19 protein-coding genes are annotated in these 17,928 nt (G+C 59.9%); 6 read left to right on the forward strand and 13 right to left on the reverse strand.

Features of this window, described 5'->3' with window-relative positions; translation table 11 throughout:
- Window positions 1-158 precede the first annotated feature (158 nt).
- The 4 genes from G485_RS0108990 to G485_RS0109005 are packed head-to-tail and all read left to right on the forward strand — an operon-like array spanning window position 159 to window position 4,118.
- The gene (locus G485_RS0108990) at window positions 159-959 is read left to right on the forward strand and encodes an SDR family NAD(P)-dependent oxidoreductase (protein WP_027092292.1); all 801 of its coding nucleotides are present in this window, start codon (window positions 159-161) and stop codon (window positions 957-959) included.
- Complete coding sequence (locus tag G485_RS0108995) at window positions 956-1,738, forward strand: SDR family NAD(P)-dependent oxidoreductase (protein ID WP_027092293.1); 783 nt, start codon at window positions 956-958, stop codon at window positions 1,736-1,738. Before G485_RS0108990 ends, G485_RS0108995 begins: the two co-directional genes overlap by 4 nt.
- A gap of 30 nt (window positions 1,739-1,768) precedes the next feature.
- Entirely contained in the window at window positions 1,769-3,157 is a 1,389-nt protein-coding gene (locus tag G485_RS0109000) for a mandelate racemase/muconate lactonizing enzyme family protein (protein ID WP_027092294.1), read from the forward strand.
- Between the two features lie 52 nt (window positions 3,158-3,209).
- Window positions 3,210-4,118 (forward strand): RraA family protein, encoded by a 909-nt coding sequence (locus tag G485_RS0109005; RefSeq protein WP_027092295.1) that lies wholly within the window; start codon window positions 3,210-3,212, stop codon window positions 4,116-4,118.
- A 52-nt stretch (window positions 4,119-4,170) separates the two neighbouring features.
- On the opposite strand, the gene G485_RS0109010 is transcribed toward G485_RS0109005, so the two are convergent.
- The 6 genes from G485_RS0109010 to G485_RS0109030 form a co-directional block, all read right to left on the reverse strand.
- Window positions 4,171-5,349: a helix-turn-helix domain-containing protein gene (locus G485_RS0109010; protein WP_027092296.1), complete on the reverse strand. Its 1,179-nt coding sequence runs from the start codon at window positions 5,347-5,349 to the stop codon at window positions 4,171-4,173.
- A gap of 144 nt (window positions 5,350-5,493) precedes the next feature.
- A complete protein-coding gene (locus tag G485_RS0109015) occupies window positions 5,494-6,138 on the reverse strand; it encodes a GntR family transcriptional regulator (protein WP_027092297.1) in 645 nt (214 codons plus the stop codon).
- Between the two features lie 168 nt (window positions 6,139-6,306).
- Window positions 6,307-6,438: a hypothetical protein gene (locus G485_RS31220; RefSeq protein WP_276203345.1), complete on the reverse strand. Its 132-nt coding sequence runs from the start codon at window positions 6,436-6,438 to the stop codon at window positions 6,307-6,309.
- A gap of 24 nt (window positions 6,439-6,462) precedes the next feature.
- On the reverse strand, window positions 6,463-7,482 hold the full coding sequence (locus G485_RS0109020) for a Gfo/Idh/MocA family protein (protein WP_027092298.1): 1,020 nt from the start codon (window positions 7,480-7,482) through the stop codon (window positions 6,463-6,465).
- Between the two features lie 36 nt (window positions 7,483-7,518).
- The gene (locus tag G485_RS0109025; RefSeq protein WP_027092299.1) at window positions 7,519-8,370 is read right to left on the reverse strand and encodes a sugar phosphate isomerase/epimerase family protein; all 852 of its coding nucleotides are present in this window, start codon (window positions 8,368-8,370) and stop codon (window positions 7,519-7,521) included.
- A 25-nt stretch (window positions 8,371-8,395) separates the two neighbouring features.
- Window positions 8,396-8,722 carry a hypothetical protein gene (locus G485_RS0109030; protein ID WP_027092300.1) on the reverse strand — a complete coding sequence of 109 codons (327 nt, stop codon included), beginning with the start codon at window positions 8,720-8,722 and terminating at the stop codon, window positions 8,396-8,398.
- Window positions 8,723-8,886: 164 nt separating this feature from the next.
- On the opposite strand from G485_RS0109030, the gene G485_RS0109035 reads away from it, so the two are divergent.
- Window positions 8,887-9,786 carry an AraC family transcriptional regulator gene (locus G485_RS0109035; protein ID WP_240489103.1) on the forward strand — a complete coding sequence of 300 codons (900 nt, stop codon included), beginning with the start codon at window positions 8,887-8,889 and terminating at the stop codon, window positions 9,784-9,786.
- Between the two features lie 511 nt (window positions 9,787-10,297).
- On the opposite strand, the gene G485_RS0109045 is transcribed toward G485_RS0109035, so the two are convergent.
- The 6 genes from G485_RS0109045 to G485_RS0109070 all read right to left on the reverse strand — a co-directional run bounded on the left by G485_RS0109045 (window position 10,298) and on the right by G485_RS0109070 (window position 15,361).
- Window positions 10,298-10,900, reverse strand: a complete 603-nt coding sequence (locus tag G485_RS0109045; RefSeq protein ID WP_051318130.1) for a methionine ABC transporter permease — start codon at window positions 10,898-10,900, stop codon at window positions 10,298-10,300.
- A 53-nt stretch (window positions 10,901-10,953) separates the two neighbouring features.
- On the reverse strand, window positions 10,954-11,976 hold the full coding sequence (locus tag G485_RS0109050; RefSeq protein WP_027092303.1) for a methionine ABC transporter ATP-binding protein: 1,023 nt from the start codon (window positions 11,974-11,976) through the stop codon (window positions 10,954-10,956).
- Window positions 11,973-13,148: an aminotransferase class I/II-fold pyridoxal phosphate-dependent enzyme gene (locus tag G485_RS0109055; protein WP_027092304.1), complete on the reverse strand. Its 1,176-nt coding sequence runs from the start codon at window positions 13,146-13,148 to the stop codon at window positions 11,973-11,975. Before G485_RS0109055 ends, G485_RS0109050 begins: the two co-directional genes overlap by 4 nt.
- Window positions 13,149-13,232: 84 nt before the next feature.
- Complete coding sequence (locus G485_RS0109060; protein ID WP_035155404.1) at window positions 13,233-14,063, reverse strand: MetQ/NlpA family ABC transporter substrate-binding protein; 831 nt, start codon at window positions 14,061-14,063, stop codon at window positions 13,233-13,235.
- A 52-nt stretch (window positions 14,064-14,115) separates the two neighbouring features.
- A complete protein-coding gene (locus tag G485_RS0109065) occupies window positions 14,116-14,886 on the reverse strand; it encodes an SDR family NAD(P)-dependent oxidoreductase (RefSeq protein WP_027092306.1) in 771 nt (256 codons plus the stop codon).
- 19 nt (window positions 14,887-14,905) lie between these two features.
- Window positions 14,906-15,361, reverse strand: a complete 456-nt coding sequence (locus G485_RS0109070; RefSeq protein WP_027092307.1) for an S-ribosylhomocysteine lyase — start codon at window positions 15,359-15,361, stop codon at window positions 14,906-14,908.
- Window positions 15,362-15,545: 184 nt separating this feature from the next.
- Between G485_RS0109070 and G485_RS0109075 the strand changes: the two genes are divergently transcribed.
- Entirely contained in the window at window positions 15,546-16,190 is a 645-nt protein-coding gene (locus tag G485_RS0109075) for a cupin domain-containing protein (protein ID WP_027092308.1), read from the forward strand.
- Between the two features lie 279 nt (window positions 16,191-16,469).
- Here G485_RS0109075 and G485_RS0109085 read toward each other — a convergent pair whose 3' ends face one another.
- Window positions 16,470-17,438: an endo-1,4-beta-xylanase gene (locus G485_RS0109085; RefSeq protein WP_027092309.1), complete on the reverse strand. Its 969-nt coding sequence runs from the start codon at window positions 17,436-17,438 to the stop codon at window positions 16,470-16,472.
- Between the last annotated feature and the right edge of the window lie 490 nt (window positions 17,439-17,928).

The raw sequence follows: 17,928 nt of genomic DNA on the forward strand, positions 1-17,928 counted from the left end.
TTTCACGTTTTAAGGAGAAAAATTTATGATTTTGTTTGTTTTTTTCGCAAAATAATCAAACAAAATCGTAAATTTACCGCATCGCCGCCTCCCTTCGGCCGTCGGTATGATGTACATGCGATCAGAAGCGGCCCTATCGGGAAAAAGGAGGATCGATCTTGAGGCTCACTGACAAAGTCGTTTGGATTACCGATGCCGACAGTCCGAGCGGCCAAGCGCTCCTGCTTCGGATGGCGGCGGAAGGCGCTTCGCTGCTGCTAAGCAGCGCTTCGGGCGGCAAGGGGATCGAGGCGCAGCTCGCGCGGGTTCGGCAAGCGGGAACGAAGGCGTTCGTCGCCGCCGCAGACCTGACCCGGAGCTCCGAGACGGAGCGGATGCTGGACGAGGCTGCGCGGGAGCTCGGTCCCGTCGATGTGCTGGTGCACAACGGCAACCGCGTTGTACCGATCTCCGTCGAGTCCGGCGAGGAGACGGCGTTCCTGGACGTGATGAACGCGAACGCGAAGACGGCGTTCGTCTGCGCGAAGGCGGCGGGCAAACGGATGGAGGCCAGACGGTCGGGCAAAATCGTCTTCGTCGGCTCCATTCATGCCGAGAAGCCGACGGGCTCCTCCTTCGCGTACAGCGCGTCCAAAGCCGCCGTCAAAATGCTCGCGCGCGAAGCGTCCGTCGTGCTGGGGCGTCACGGAATCAGCGTTCACTCGATCGAATTCGGCCCGGTCGAAGGCGACGACGAGACGTTCCGCAGCGAGCTGTCGCTGCTGTACGATTCGTACCGCTACAAAGTGCCGAGCGGCGTCCTCGGCACGCACGAGGATCTGGCGGAGCTCGTAACGTTCCTCTCATCGGACGACGCGCGCTACCTGAACGGAGCGGACATTCGGATGGACGGCGGCTTCCTGATGCACTACCTGGACTTCAAAACGAACAAGCCGCAAACCGCCGGAGACGCATCATGAGCCTCGCGGGGAAGGTCGCGCTCGTAACCGGCGCCGGAACGGGCATCGGCCAGGGCGTTGCCGTCGGTCTTGCGGAACGCGGAGCGAAGGTTGCCGTCTCCTATCACGCCAGCGCCTCGGGCGCCATGGAGACGGTGCGGCGAATCGAGGAGCTGGGCGGCGAAGCGATCATCGTTCGGGCCGACGTGGCCGTCAAGGCGGAGATCGACGCGATGGCGCGGGAGGTCGAGCGGCATTTCGGCGGCGTCGACATTCTCGTGAACAATGCCGCCCTGCAGCTCAACTACAATTTCGAGCACGACGACGACAGCTACGACCGGCAGATGAACGTCAACTTGAAAGGCTACTGGCAATGCATGCAAGCCGTCATCCCGTCCATGAAAGCGAGAGGCTCCGGGCGCATCGTCAACATCTCGTCCGTTCACGCCAAGCGGCCGACCGATTTCGATACCGTCTACGCGATGACGAAGGGCGGCATCAAAATGCTCACCCGGGAGGCCGCGATCGAGCTGGGCAAGTACGGCATTACGGTCAACGCGATCGAGCCGGGCGCGGTGAACGTCGGCAGGCAAGGAACGAAGGAGACGAGGCCGTTCGTTCCGCCGGAGCTGGCCGAGCGGGCCAGGCGCGAGAAGCGCGACGTCCGCTGGAAATTTCCCCTCGGCCGGGTCGGTTTGCCGTCGGACGTGGCGAGTCTGGTCGCCTACATCGTTTCCGACGAGGCGGTCTTTCTGACCGGAGCCGCCATCCGGCTCGATGGCGGGAGCATGCTTCTGTAAGCCAATAACGCGAGCAAAGGAGTTCGAGCCATGTCGAGTCCAGAGACTTATGAGAGCACGCTGGCCCATGTGAACACGCATTCGAGCCCGTCGGAGCTGCGGATTACCGACATCCGCTTCGCGGACATCGCCGGGGCGCCCATGCATTGCAGCCTGATCAAGGTCTACACGAACCAGGGGCTGGTCGGCTTCGGGGAAGTGCGCGACGGCGCGGACAAACAGTACGCCCTCATGCTCAAGAGCCGCCTGCTCGGCGAGAATCCGTGCCGCATCGACAAGCTGTTCCGGCGCATCAAGCAGTTCGGCGGCCATGCGCGCCAAGGAGGCGGCGTCAGCGGCATCGAGATCGCGCTTTGGGATTTGGCCGGCAAGGCGTACAACATCCCGATCCATCAGATGCTGGGCGGCAAGTTCCGCGACCGCATCCGGATGTATTGCGATACCGACGTCGGCGGCAAAGACACGGGGACGCACATGGGGCTAGCCCTGAAGGAGCGGATGAACAAAGGCTTTACGTTTCTGAAAATGGACCTCGGCATCAATCAGATCATTCACGAGCCCGGCACGTTGAGCGCGCCTCTCGGCTTTCTGGAGGAGATGCGGTCGCTCTCGAGAGCGTGGTACGAAGGCCAGCGCAGCGGCGGCCTGAGCGAGTGGGAGCTGCGGCAAGCGCGCAGCCGGCTTTACGACATTTACAACGTCGCCCATCCGTTCACGGGCATTCATGTGACGGAGAAAGGGCTCGACATGCTGGAGCAATACGTCGAGGAAGTGCGGGCCGTCATCGGCTACGAAGTGCCGCTCGCCATCGACCATTTCGGCCATATCGGCGTCGAGGACTGCATCAAGCTCGGGCGGCGGATCGACAAGTTCAACCTGGCCTGGATGGAAGACATGATTCCTTGGCAGTACACGGAGCAGTACGTGCGGCTGGCGCGGTCGGTGACGACCCCGATCTGCACGGGCGAGGATATTTACCTGAAGGAAAATTTCCGCCCCTTGCTCGCCTCCGGCGGCGTCTCGGTCATCCATCCGGACGTGCTGACCGCGGGCGGTATTCTCGAGACGAAAAAAATCGGCGACATGGCGCAGGAATACGGCGTCGCGATGGCGATCCATATGGCGGAAAGCCCTATCGCCTGCCTGGCGGCCGTTCACGCCGCCGCCGCGACGGAAAACTTCCTCGCGCTGGAATACCATTCCGTCGACGTCGACTGGTGGGACGATCTCATCGTCTCCAAGCTGCCGAAGCCGCTCGTCTCGAACGGCTACATCGCCGTGCCGGACGCCCCGGGCCTCGGCATCGAAGCGCTGAACGACGAAGTGATCGCGCAGCATCTGCACCCGCGCATTCCCGGCTTGTGGGAAGCGACCGACGATTGGAACGATTATTGGGGCAACGACCGCCTGTGGAGCTGACGGAAGGGCGGATCGCGGCAACCAACCATCCAAGATGAAAGGGGATAGCCGGATGAAATTCGACCATGCGGAAGACATCGTGCAGCTTACGCCGTTGTGGGAGGGCGAACGGTTCGCGAACGGCCGGCCGAAGGTGCCCGCCGACATTTTGCGCCGGATGCGCAACATTACGCTGGAGGAAGCCTGGGGGCCGCTGTGGAACCGGGGCTATACGAACCAGTTCGAAGGCGACTTCAAGGTCGTCCATCCGAACAAGGTAATGGTCGGGCGCGCCGTGACCGCCGTCATGGTTCCGAAGCGGCCGGATTTGCACGACACGCTGATGAAGTACGGCCACGAGGAGGAAGGGCGGCGAGGCTTTTTCAACCAGTGGGTCATCGACTCGATCGGCGAGGACGACGTCGTTGTCGTCGATATGTTCGATAAAATTTTCCAGGGAACGTACGTCGGCGGCAACCTCTCCACCGCCATCTCCACCCGCACGAAGCGGGGCGGCGCGGTCATCTGGGGCGGTGTGCGCGACCTGCAGCAGATCGTCTCCATCGAGAACATCAACGTTTACTACCGAGGCAGCGACCCGACGGCGATCGCCGACTGCACGATGGTCGGCATGAACGTGCCGGCCCGCATCGGCCGGGCCGTCTGCCTGCCCGGCGACGTCGTGCTCGGCACGCCGTCCGGCGTCATCTTCATTCCGCCGCATCTGGCCGAGCTGACCGTCGTGCAGGCCGAGAAAGCCCAGGTGCGCGACGTCTTCGGCTTTATCCGCCTGAAGGAAGGCGTCTACACGACGGCGCAGATCGACGCGTCTTGGACGGTGCCTCTGTGGGAGGACTTCCTCGGCTGGTTCGGCAGCGCCCCGGAGGCGGCCGGCTACCGCCACCTCACTTGGGAGGGCGAGCTCGAGGAAGCGCGCAAGGCCGCCCTTCGCGGGCCTTCGGGCGACGACGTGCGGCTTTAAGCCGGGCCGCGCTTACCTGAGATGGGCAAAGAGAGGAACCCAGTTCCTCTCTTCACTTCGCCGCCGATTCCCGGTATTCGCTCGGCGACAGCCCGACCTTCTTCTTGAAAATCTGGCTGAAATACCGCGAATCCTTGTAGCCTACCTTTTCCGCCACCTCGTAATTTTTCAGATGGGTGCCCTTCAGCATATCCTTCGCCTTCTCGATCCGGATGTCCGTCAGCTGCTCGATGAACGTCTTGCCCGTGCTGCTCTTGAACAGCGAGCTCAAATAGGTCGGCGTCATATGCACCTTGCGCGCCGTATTGTGAAGCGTGGCGACCTCGAAGTCCTGCTTCAAGTATTCGATCGTTTTTTGAATAATGACGCGGCGGTTTTCCGCATGGCCGGGCAGCAGTCGTTCCCGCAGCCTCTCGAGCTGCTCGCATACGTACGCCTTCATCTCGTGAAGCGTTTCCATCTTGACGATCGGCAAAATGTCGCACCCTTTATACCCTCTGTATGCGCTTTCCTCTTGAAGCTCGGCAACCCCTCGCTTCTCCAGGCCGATGAGCAGGCGTATCGTCATCTCGTCGACATTTTGCCGGTCCAACGGCCCGTCTTGCAGCAGAAAATCGTAAAAATCTTCCACCGCCTCCCCGATGCCCGCACGCCCCTCGCCGCTCCGGATTCGCTCGAACAGCTCCCGTTCCTTGGCGATCGGATACTCGCCCAGCCGCCGGTAGCTGCCCAGCTCGTTGTAATAGACGACTTTCCCGACGCCTTTATAGAAGCGGTCTTCCAACGCCCGCAGCGCTTGACGGTAGGAGACGTGCACGTCGGGCAGCTTGCCGCAGGGCAGCCCCACGCCGAAGCTGATCGGACGGGCGAACCGCCCGCTCAGCCGGGCATGGATCCGTTCCAGCGCGTCCTTGGACACCCACGAGAACAGCAGGCCGACCCGGCCTTCTTCGTCGAGGAACACGTCGCATTCCTCCGCCGCCGCCTCCTGCAAGTAGTCGCCGATTTGCTCCGCGTACTTGCGTCTCTCCCGTTCGCCGGCGAAGGCGCCGGACGGCTCGATGACGGCCAGCGTCGGAAAAGCGAAGGACATATGCACGCGCAAATCGTTCAGCCGCTCCTTGGGCAACGACGCGCTTCCTTCCTCTTCGGACACCAGCTCCGTCAGCAGCCGGTTCCGGACCAGCGTCAGAATGACATCGTCCTTGTACAACAGTTCGCTAACCTGCATGCTTCATTTCCCCTATTCGCAAAAATGAAAATCGAGGATGCATCGCATGAGTCTAAGCCGAGCCGATTGCCGCAATTTTATCGATTATCGATAATCCATATTATACGAGAGCGCCGCCCGTTTGAACACGGACTTTTTTACCCTTTAACCCGTGTAGTTTTTATAAAAATCCAGCCCCCGGACAAGCTTCTCCTCGGCCCGTTCGACATCGCCGGTTTTGATGACGTCGAGCAGTTCCGCATGGGAGTTCGGGATGCTGTAGCCCGTATGGTCCTGGTTCGTCACCGAGATGAAGCGCATGATTTTCGTCTTGATGCTGTTCCAGATGTCGAGGAACAGGTCGTTGCCGCTGCGCAAGTAAAAAAAACCGTGAAACTGCATATCCAGCTCCACCAGCCGGTACGAATCGTTATCGTCGACCGCGTGCTTCATATCGACGAGAATGCGCTCCAGATAGCCGATATCTTCCGGCGTCATCTTGCTCATCGCCGCCCGCAGCGCGTGCCCTTCGATCAGCTGGCGCAGCTCGTAAATGTCGCGGATTTCCTTCAGCGTAATTTCGGATACGGCCGACCCCTTGTTCATCTTGCCCACGATCAGGCCTTCCTGCTTCAGACGCTCCAACGCTTCCCGGACGGGCGCCTGGCTGACGTCGAACGTCTTGGCGATGTCCAGCACGAGCAGCCGATGGCCGGGCGGCAGGTCGCCCTTCAAAATTTTGCGTTTCAACGACAAGTAAACGTGCTCGCTCAACGAAGTGGGGTTCCGGGTCCAATCGACGGTATCCATTCGGGGTTCGAACCTCTCCTTTCCCAACGCGCCGCCCGTTAAGGGCTTTCAATACGTTCATCTTAAAGAAACGGGAATCCGTTCGTCAAGAACGTATCCCCGAGCGTTCCGATGGTCCGTAAGACGGACGGTTGAGGTGAGCTTGAGGCGAGCTCTTACGTGCCGCGTTTAGGCGAGCGCCGGGTTTTTCCCCCGCTTGGCGGCGGGATGGCGGCGCGGCTGGCGAATGTGGCTCAGAAGTTGAGCTACTTTGGCGGGATCGCGGCGCAGCATGCGAAAGTGGCTCAGAAGTTGAGCCACATTAGCGGAATAGCGTCTCGCAACCTAGGAACGAGCCGGCTCGACCCACGCTCCGCCCCGATCGGCGGACAGCTGCTCCGCTTCGATAATTTCCAGCGTGCCGGCGGCGCTCTCCGGCGTGCATACTTCGATCGGCCGATCGTGAACGATCGCGTCCGCGAAGTAGCGGATTTGCCGGTAATAGCCCGAATCCGGCGACAGCTCGGCGACGAACCCGGGTTCATCCTGCGGATTCACCTTCACTTCGTTGCGCGCGAACAGCAGATTGCCCCGCTCGAAATTGACGCGGTACGTCATCTCGAATTCGTAGTCGCCCTCGAGCGTCCAGTCCGCCTGCGCGTTCAGCACCTTGCCGTCTCCGTAGCTGTAGTTCGTCGACACGATGTCGTAGCCGCTGCCCGGAATGACATTGCGTCCGAGCGTCGACACCTTCTCCGGCTTGCCGAACAGCCAATGGATGATGTCCGCGTCGTGAACGTGCATGTCGAGCAGACAGCCGCCGCCCATCTCCCGATCCAGAAACCAGCCTTTCGGCGCGCCGGAGCCGCGGTAGAAATAGCCCGCCTTCACTTGCCCGTAACGCCCGTCCTCCACGCATTCCTTCAAAAATTCGTAAGCCGGCCAGAAGCGGAGGCATTGGCCGATCATCAGCTTCTTGCCCGTCCGCTTCGCCGTCTCCGCCATCCGGAATGCGTCCGCCGAACGGCGCGCCGCCGGCTTCTCGCACAGAACGTGCAGTCCCCGCTCAAGCATTTGGCACGCAATATCGGCATGCAGCGGCGTCGGGAGCGTGATGTCGACCATGTCCAGCTCTTCGCTCTCCAGCATATTCTCGATCTTGTCGTACAACCGGAACGCCGACAAGTCGTAAACGTCCCGCTCCGTCGCCATATTGCCGTCCGCCTTGCCGTTTTTCAACCGCTCGATCTGCACGTCGCAAATCGCCGCGAGCTGCAGCGGATAGCCCTCTTCCATCAAGCGCACATAGTTGTCGAAATGCATGCGGCCCATGAAGCCGAATCCGATCAAGCCGACTCTCAGCATAAAAGGTAAGTCCTCCCCCGGTTGAATTGGATTGAATCAAGACCTTTGAACGCGGCCCAGAATGGCGTCCATCGCCGCCGAAGTGTTGTAGATGATCTGCTCCGTATGGCGAGCGTACGCCGGAATCATCTCCGCGATGACATACTTGTCGTAGCCGACGTCCTGCAGCGCCGCCACGACCGCGGGATAATCGACGTCCCCGGCCAGCAAGTCGACGAACCCGTGCAGACCTCCCGCCTGTCTCCGGTAGTCCTTGAAGTGCACTTTCTTGATTCTCGGTCCGAGAATGCGGATCCATTGCTCGGGATAGCCGGAGTGGACGACGTTCCCGACGTCGAAGTAGGAGCCGACGGAAGGGGAGCCGACCGCGTCGATAAACGCTCTCAGCTCGAGCGGGGACAACAGAAACTTGTTCCAGACGTTCTCGATGGCGATGGAGACGCCCGCGGCTTCCGCTTCCGGGGCGAGCTTGCGGATCGCTTCGAGCGCCCGGTCATAAGCCTTGTCGTAATCGACGACTTCGCTGTCCGGAATGAAGTCGACCCCAACCGCGCCCGGGATGACCAGAATCGCATCGACGCCGAAGGCGGCCGCCAGCTCGAGCTGCTTCTTGCAAATATCCATCGCCTTGTCGCGGATCGCGGCGGATTCGCTCGTCATCGAATACGACCAATACAGCCCCGTCGCCAGCCCGCAAATGTCCAGACCGGCATCCTCCAGCCGCGCGGCGATCTCCCGCGCTTCCTTCTCCGTCGTCTGCAGGCCGAGCTCGCCCGACTCGTTCAGCGCCAGCTCGATGCCTTCGAAGCCGGCATCCTTCGCGAGGCGGATGCAATCCGCGATCGCCTTGCCTTCGCCGAAGGACCAGATGTTGATGCCTTTTTTCATGTGTTGTACGCTCCTTGTCGCCAATTTAGTTATACGAAAACGAACGTCCCGAACGCGGAAGGGATATGAAAGTTGACCGCGCCCGTCGGCCGCCGCGCCTGGTATTCGCGCACGCGCTGCGCCGGAAATCGGACACGACATGCCCGTCTTCGCATTCGAACCGGACGAACAGCCCGTCCGGTCGCCAGCGGGCGCGAACGGCCGCCGCTTCCTCCGGCGGCTTGCCGTTCACCGTGTCGCGCAGCTCGATCGCGCCGAACGAATGCCAGGGCAAGGCGTTCGGATCGTCCCCGTCCCAATCCGCCGGAACGGAGCTGCAATAATAAATCGCCGGATCGGCATCTTTTTGCATTATTCCGTCTCCACTTCGCATGCGAGCCCAAAATGGTTTTTCCTTTGGCTTAATTTAGATTATAATGACTCACAACGATGAAAGATTTAGCAAAAAAAGAGTTTAGTTGCACAATTCCGGTTAGATGAGAAAGAACGGGCAGGGGAGGGACGGTCCTGGCTTCCATCGATCAATCGTTTCCGCGGCGGAGACGCGCCGGATTCCGCGAATGGTCGCCCAGCATTCACTACGCGCAGTTCCAGACGCTGCCTCCCGGAGCGCTCAACCTTCGCCGGCTTTACGACTTCGAGCTGCTGTACGTATGCCAGGGCGAAGCGGCGACGACGATGAACGGCGAGCGCCATGCCCTGGCGGCCGGCCAGCTCGTCTTCTTGCCTTCGGGCGTCTACCACCGGAACGAAGTCGTCTCGTCGCCATACGCCAAATTCCTCGGCATTCATTTCGACTTTTTCGACGAGCTCGCGATCCAGACCGAGGCGGACATGGTCGTGAACGAGGAGGCTGTGCAACTGGACAAATTCGGCGAGGAGGCGGTGGCGGAGTCGTTCGCTCCGTTGTCCGAGACGCCGGTCTATACGCCTTCTTTGGCCTGCGTGCAGCTTATGGAACAGATCGTGCACGAGTTTACGATGCGGCCTCCCGGCTACGAGCTCGCGTGCAAAGCGCTTATGCTGAACGTCCTGTCCCTGCTGCTTCGTTCCCGGTCGGCGCGGGAGGCAGCGGAGGGCGCTTCCGTTCACGGCCCCAAAATCGCCGCGTTGATGCAGCAAATCGAAGCCGATCCCGCGGAAGCCTGGACGAACCGGGAGCTGGCGCGACGGCTGAGCATGAACGAGGATCATATGGCGAAGCTGTTCAAGCAGGTAGCGGGAATGCCCCCGGGCGAATTCGTCGGCTCGATCCGCCATCGGGAAGCGAGAAGGCTGCTGCGGGAAACCGATCTGCCGGTGGAGACGGTCGGGGAACGGGTCGGGTATCGCGACATTCACTATTTCAGCCGGATTTTCCGCCGCCATGAGGGCATCTCTCCGCGGGAATACCGGAAGCTGTCGCGGATTCTGTAGCCGCACGGCCATAGGAGTAGGCTCAGCAGTGGCACGGCAAAACCGGATGGCGCCTCGCCCGAGCGAACTCCGGCTTGCTTGGGAATCGCTTCCGGAGACGGCCGCGTCATGCTATGATCTAGGAAAATAAGCGAGGTGGGGCAAAGTGGCCTTGGAATCGGCATTGGAACGCGTAAATCATTGGATTGACGTTCTGCCGTCCAAGTTCGAGTCGCTGTCCGAGAGCGAGCTTGCCGAACGTCCGCAGCCGAAATATTCGGCTCTCTTCGCTAGACGATAGAGCGGCGCCCTTCGCGGCGAGATGCTCGATCAATTCGAGCAACGGCGCCCGGAGCGCGCGATGCTGCGGCGAGATGTTCGACGAACTCGAGCATCTCCTGTGCAAACGGCTATGCAGCCGCAAAAAAGGACTTTCCCGCCAAGCCCTCGACGAGGCGGAAAAGACCTCCTCGCCCTGCGGGATTTCCCCTTCAGGCCCGGAGGTCTTGCGCCTGCTTGCGGCGGCCCGTCCTTACGATTCCCGGCGCGCCTTGCGGGCCAGCCGGTTGCCGACCGATTGAATGCCTTGCACGAACGCGACCAGGATGGCGACGGTCACGAGAATGACGAACGTATCGAAGCGCTGATAGCCGTACGAGATCGCCAGATCGCCGATGCCGCCTCCGCCGACCGTCCCGGCCATCGCCGTCGCGCCGATGAGGCCGATCGTCGCGGTCGTCATCGTCAGAATGAGCGAGCCGAACGCTTCCGGCAGCAGAAAATACCAAATGACCTGGAAAGGCGTCGCCCCCATCGCTTCCGCGGCTTCGAGAATGCCCGGGTTCACTTCCAGCAGCGAGTTTTCGACGAGCCTGCCGATGTACGGCGCGATATACAGAATGAGCGGCACGATCGCGGCGCTTGTCCCGACCGACGTATGCACGATCAGCCTCGTGAACGGGATGATGGCGACGAGCAAAATAATGAACGGCAGCGACCGGACGACGTTGATGACGGGATTCAGAATGCCGTACACCCACTTGTTCGCCAGAATGCCGCCCGGACGGGTAACGACGAGCAGGATGCCGATCGGGATGCCGATGAGCGATGCGAAAAACAGCGAGAACCCCACCATTGTCAACGTCTCTTTAAGCGCGCGGAACAGTTGGTCGGATGTAATCGACGTGTTCACAGCGACTTCACCTCCTCGATTTGAACGCCCTGTCCGGCGAGATATTCGGCCGCCCGGTCGATGACCGGAGCGGCTCCGTCAAGCTGGATGATCATATGGCCGAGCGTCGTCTTCTGAATCTCGGTCATGTTGGCGAACAAAATGTTGACCTTCAGATCGTGCCGCCGGATCAAGCCATCGATGATCGGCTCCGAAGCCGACGGACCGACGAACTTCAGCTTGAACAGCCTGCTCTCCGGCTCGGCGTTCAGCGTCTGCAGCACGCTTCCCGGAACTTCGTTATGAATGACGGTGCGCACGAAATTTTGCGTCGTCGGATGGCGGGGATCGCCGAACACGTCCAGCACGTTGCCCTGCTCGACGATTTCCCCGTTCTCCATGACGGCGACCTTGTTGCAAATTTGCTGGATGACGGACATTTCGTGCGTAACGACCAGCATCGTAATGCCGTATTGTTCGTTGATCCGCTTCAGCAAATCCAGAATCGAACGGGTCGTCTGGGGGTCCAGCGCCGAGGTCGCCTCGTCGCAGAGCAAGATGGAGGGATTGCTCGCCAGCGCCCGGGCGATGCCGACCCGCTGCTTCTGCCCGCCGGACAGCTCCTTCGGGTAGTTGCGGGCTTTGTCGCTCAGCCCGGTAAACTCCAATAGCTCTGTGACGCGCTCGCGGATCTCCTTCTTGCTCTTCTTCAGCAGAACAAGCGGAATCGCGACATTGTCGAATACCGTCCGGGTCTCAAGCAGATTGAAATGCTGGAAAATCATCCCAATCCTCTTCCTCGCTTCCCGAAGCTGCTTGACACCGTACCGGTCGAGCGGCTCGCCGTCCACGAATACATGGCCCCTCGTCGGCTTCTCCAAATGGTTGATCAGCCGGATCAGCGTGCTCTTGCCGGCCCCGCTGAAGCCGATGACGCCGAAGATATCGCCTTTCTCCGCCTTGAGATTGACGCCGCGAAGCGCTTCGTGGGACACCCCTTTGCGTTCGAAGGTTTTGTATACGTCCCTCAGTTCGATCATGTCCGCAGCACCCCCGAGGCGGCGATCCGCTCCGCCGCTTCCTTGATCCTCGTCTCGTCGTTCAGCAAATTGACTCTGACGTAGTCGGAGCCCGAGGCGCCGAAGCCCTCTCCCGGGGCGACGGCGACGTGCGCCCGCTCCAGCAGCGCATCGGCAAAGGAAGCGGACGAATAGCCTTCCGGCACCCGGAACCAAGCGAAAAAGGAGCCGCCCGGAGGCCGCACGTTCCAGCCGATCCGACGCAGCTCCGCCACGAGCAAGTCGCGCCGCGCTTCATATAGCCGGCCCAACTCTTTCACGGCTTCCTGCGACCCCAGCATGGCCGAGACGGCGGCGTCCTGCACCGCGCCGAACACCGTGCTGTACGCTTGCGCGTGAAAATGCTTGAACGCGCCGATCACGGACGCGTTCCCGACCGCGAAGCCGAACCGCCATCCGGCCATATTGTACGTTTTCGACGCCGTATACGTCTCTACGCCGTACTCCTTGCCCCGCGGCGTTTGCAGCAGGCTCGGCGGCTTGTGGCCATCGAAGCCGAACGCCCCGTAGGCGAAGTCGTGCAGCACCGGAAAAGCATGCTCCGCCGCAAAGGCGACGCTGCGCTCGAAAAATTCCGGCGTCGCGATCGCCCCCGTCGGATTGTTGGGGTAATTCAGCACGAGCAGCCGCGTTCGCTTCGCGACCTCGTCGGGCACCGTCCGGTAGTCGGGCAGATAACCGTCCCTTTCGCGCACGGGAATGGCGTAAAACTGGGCGCGCGCCAGCTGGGCGGCGGCGGCATACGCCGGGTAAGCGGGATCGGCGGTCAGCAGAACGTCGCCGGGGCTCAGCAGCGCTTGCGGGATGCCGACGATGCCGATGGCGGAGCCGCTGAAGATGGCGACTTCCGTCTCCGGATCGAGCTCGACGCCGTACTCGCGCTTGTAGAAAGCGGCAACGGCCCGCCTCGTCTCCGCTTTGCCGTGGAACGGGGTGTAGCCCTGATTTTCCCGCTTATCCGCCGCCTCCTTCAACGCTTCGACGATCGGCTGCGGCGTCGGCCGGTCGGGATTGCCGCTGGCCATATCGATGACGTCGACGCCCTGTCCGCGGTAGTAGGCGATTCGCTCGTTAATGGAATGAAAAAAGTTGCCGGGAAGCGCGGTTACGATGTCGGAAGGTTTGAAATCCACTTCGGGTCTCCTTTCGCATACGATGCCAAGAAGCCGATCGGTCCGCCGCCGCGCGAATCGCGCTCATCGGCGGACCGGCCGGCGTCATTTAAAGTAGCTCGGCAGCTTGTAGCCCTCGTAATCGGGGTTCGAACGAATGTAGTCCTGGAACTCCTGCGAATGGTAGCCATCGATCAAATCTTGCACGAAAGGCTTGTCCTTGTTCTTCCTGTCGACCGCGACGACGTTGATGAACGGGTCGGTCATGTCCTCAAGCTGCAGCGCGGACGTAATCTTGATGTTGTTGGCCACCGCGTAGTTGCCCTGGATCAAGGCGAAATCGACATCCTCCAGCGCCCGGGGGGCTTGCGCCGGGTCCGTCTCGAGAAACTTCAGATGGTGCGGATTGGAGACGATGTCCTTCAGGGACGCCTTCAGCGGGTCGATGTTGTCCTTGAGCTCGATCCAGCCGACCGCCTTCAGGATGTTGAGCGCGCGCAGCTCGTTGACCGGCTGGTTGGGCAGGTTGACGGTCGCCCCGTCCGGCACGTCCTCGAGGCTCGTATGCTTCTTCGAATACAGCCCCATCGGCGGCGTCGGCACTTGCACGACCCCTACGAGATCGATGTTCTCCCGCTCGTTGATCGATTGCAAATAGAGCGAATGCTGGAACACGTTCGCGTCGATCTCGCCCTTGGATACCGCCACGTCGGGTTGAATGCCGTCCGTGAATTCCGTGTACTTGATCGTGTAGCCCTTCTTCTCCAGGTAAGGCGCGACGCCCTTCTTGAATTGGTCGCTGTAGGGCCCCGGGTTGAAGCTGATGCGTAGCGTCTTGCCGTCTCCGGCAGCGTCCTTCGAGCCGCCGCAGCCGGCGACGATCAGCGCGGCCGCTACGAGCGTCAATACGGAATAAGTCCATTTGCCTGTTTTCATCCTGATTCTCTCCCTCTACCCTTCTGTTGTCTGACTTCGCTTGATTTACGGCTTAATGCATCGTCATGCCGCCCGTCACGTTTACGGCCTGTCCAGTCATGTAAGACGCGAGCGGGCTTGCCAGGAAAAGCACGACGTTCGCGACATCCTCCGGCTCCGCCGTACGGCCGAGCGGAATCTGGGACCGGTCTTCGGCCAGAATGTCCTCGGCCGTCATCCCTCGCAGAAGCGCCCCTTCCTCGCGTTCGCGGCGCTTCATGTCCGTCTCGACGATGCCGGGACAGACGGCGTTGACGAGAATTCCATCGCGAGCGAGCTCGAGCGCCATCACCTTCGTAAATCCGATTACCGCATGCTTGGAGGCGCAGTAATTGCCCATGCAGCGATAGCCGTTCTTGCCCGCCTGCGAAGCGATGTTGATAATCCGGCCGCCCTTCCCTTGCCGCAGCATTTGCCTGGCTCCCGCCTGCGACACGAGGTAGACGCCCTTCGCGTTGACGTCCATCACCTTGTCCCAATCGGCTTCCTTGATGTCGACGGCGTAATCCATCGTCGAGATGCCGCTGTTGTTGACGAGAAAATCGACCTGGCCGAACGAATCGACCGCCGTCCGAATGAGCTCCTTGGCATCCGCTTCCGACGCAACGTCCGTTCTCGTATGCACCAGCCTCTCATGAACGCGCCGCGTTTCCGCCGGGGCGGCCAAATCCCCGACGACGACGTTGGCTCCGGCCCGAAGGAACAGGTCCGCGATGCCTTTGCCGATGCCGGACAGACCGCCCGTCACGACGAGCGTCCGGCCCGTAAAATCGATGGTCAGCACGCCGTTCCCCTCCTCAGCCTCATGGACGGAAAGGATCGTCGCTTATGCCCGATCGCAGAACCAGCTTGGCGTATTCCTTCGCGCTATGCAGCGAGTGATCCTTGTAATTGCCGCATTCCAGCGGCGACACGGCCGGCACGGTGTCGGTAGTGAGCACCTTGTTCAGAACGTTCGTCAGCGCGGCCGCGACGTCGGCAGGCTCGTGCTCGTCCCAGATAATCATGTAAAATCCGGTTCGGCAGCCCATCGGGGAAATATCGATGATGCCTTCCAGCTCGTCCCTTAAATAGGTCGCGAGCAGATGCTCCAGCGTATGTACGGCCGCCGTCGGCAGCGCATCCTCGTTCGGCTGCAGCAAGCGCAGATCGTATTTCTGAATCGTGCCGCCCTTCCCGTTGCGTTCGGTTCCCGCCAAACGGACATAAGGCGCTTTAACCTTCGTATGGTCCAGCTCGAAGCTCTCTACCTTTGCCATCCATTCTCAACCCTTCCTTTTCTCTTTTTTAATACACAGTATCACACCCGGAATAATAAGTAAACTAATTTTATGTGATTAATTATAATTAAGCGCCGGAGCAACCGCACACCTTTTCGGGGAAGAGAACATAGAATGGCCATAAATGAATGCCTATTCCCCCGGATGAAAGGAAGGAACACTTTTGGCTGTCTCTTACATGGATTACACGTCGCCTTACACGCAATTTTCGTACGACTTAAGCAACAATACCTTTTTTAGAAAAGATAGCCGCAACTATATTAACGCCTTGTCCATTCAACAGTTGAATACGCTCGGCAACGTGTCGCTGCTGGACATTTACCTGAGCAAGTCCAACGTCATCGAGCCTCACTACCACCAGAACGCATCCGAATTGGTTTATTGCATATCCGGAGCGGCTGTCGTCTCCCTCATCAACCCGTTTACCAGAGAGCTTCGCAGCTTCCCGATTCAGCCGGGCCAAGTGGCGAACGTTCCCCAAGGCTGGTGGCACTACGAGATCGCATCGGTCGACAACACGCACTTGCTGGCCGTCTTCGACGCTCCGATTCCCGAATTTATCGGCGGTTCGGACCTGCTTCGTTTAACGCCGGCCAACGTGTTCGCGCATACGTATTGTCTGAATGAAGCCAAGGTGAAGGATACGCTGGCTCCGATCAAGGACACGGTCTTCATCGGTCCGCCGGCCGATTGCAAACCGGGACAGACGCGCGGCGACGCATCGGCCGCCCCGGCATACGGGAACCAAGGGTACTACCCGAGTCCGAGCGCCCCGCAATGGCCGACGATCGGGAACGGCTGGTATTAAAGACAAGAGAGTTCCGCTTCAGCAGCGGAACTCTCTTTTTTGGCAAGGTTGAATTCGAGAAAGGCCTTAGCTCCACAGATAGACGTTGTCTGCGTAAACGGAGGTTTGCCCCGAAGCATTATAATGCTGGCTGCCGCTCGACATCTGAATGTCCGCTTGCAGCGATCTGGAGCCTTTCGCGCTCCAGGCGGTCGTCGACTACGGTCCGCCGACGATATCGCTGCCGCTCCAGCCGTCGGTGCCCGATTCGAAGTCGGCGTAAACGCCGCCGCCAGAACCTCAGCCGCCGCCCGAGCCTCCCAAATATTGCTTCAGCCATTTCAGAGCGGGACGTTCGGCGCCCGAGCTCGTGATCAGGTGCGTGCCGGATTTCCACGTCTGCCCTTCGATATAGCCCCACAGCGTAACGCCTTTGACCGCCGAGTTTTCCCACAGAACCGGGAATTTCTCCTGGTACCTTGCCAGCTGCGTGCTGTCGTCGCCGGTCATGTCGAGCTCCGAGACGTAGATGGGCAAGCCCGTCGCAGCCAGTGTGCTCAGAACGGATCTCATCGTGCTGACCGACACCGTGTCCATATTGAACTGGTGGCATTGAATGCCGATCCCGTCGATCAGCCCCCTGCTCTTGAGCAGGTTAATAATTTGAACGTAGTTGGCCGCCGCGTTCGGATCGCTGATAATGCCGTACTCGTTGATGAGCAATTTCGAGTTGGGAAAAGCCTGCCGGGCTTGCTGGAACGACCAGATTACCCAGTCCCAGCCGGTCGATCCGTCTCCGCCGATGGCGTTGCGATAGGAAGGCTTGGCGTGCAAAGGCTCGTTGACGACGTCGACGAAAGCGGCGTTGCCGTAGCGCTGGCCGGCCGCCTGAATCCATTGCGTCACCTCGGCTTTCTGGTCGGCCGACGACAGTCCGCTGATCCAGCCCGGTTCCTGGCTGCCCCATACGAGCGTATGGAACTTGAACGGGAACCCGTTGCTTCTCGCGTAATTGTAAGCCGTGTCCGCCTGGGTCCAGTTCATGCTGTTCCGCGTCCCTTCGACGGTTCCCCACTTTGTCCCGTTCTCCGGCGTCACCTGATTCCAATAGGTCGCGAAGTTGGAAGGCACGCTGCTGGCGATAATATTGCCGAGAAACTTGCTGCCGGTGGCGATCCCCGCATGCGCCGTCCCCGCCGCCACGGACGTGAGAACGGAACCGAGCAACACGATGGCGCTGCACCAAATCATGAGTTTAGACCTGAACATCATCTTTCCTCCTTTGTTTTTTAATCGCTTACATTTCCAATTATAGAATAAGGCGAGAGAGGACTGTATTTTAAAAACTATAGTTGTTCCTTTGATAACTATAGGTGTTTTACAAAGCTTTATGGACTGCGTTTGGCGGAATTCTCCATCGAATTCGATAAGAAAAACGCCTGGCGGCGTCCTTTTAAGTTCGTTCAACTGAGTTCATACGTGTAAAATGGCCGGGTGTGGGAGAAAAACTTATACCCGGCTATTTTCTTACATCGCTAATCCTGTACTCGTAACCATGAATTCCCTCGTAATATTCCGGGTACATGCCTCCTCCACATTCTTCGCAGCTGAATTGCGGAGGTACGGTTGGATCTCCATCATCCATCGCATCGAAATTCCGAGTTATAGTCTCAAGTAGTGGTGTAAAATTGCGCCGAGCTTCTTGACAAGGGAAGCCACGGTATGATTTCTACTAAAGTGACGCGACTCTACTTTAGAA

It is taken from the genome of Cohnella thermotolerans DSM 17683, assembly GCF_000429825.1.
In the GTDB taxonomy this organism is placed as follows: Bacteria; Bacillota; Bacilli; order Paenibacillales; family Paenibacillaceae; genus Cohnella; species Cohnella thermotolerans.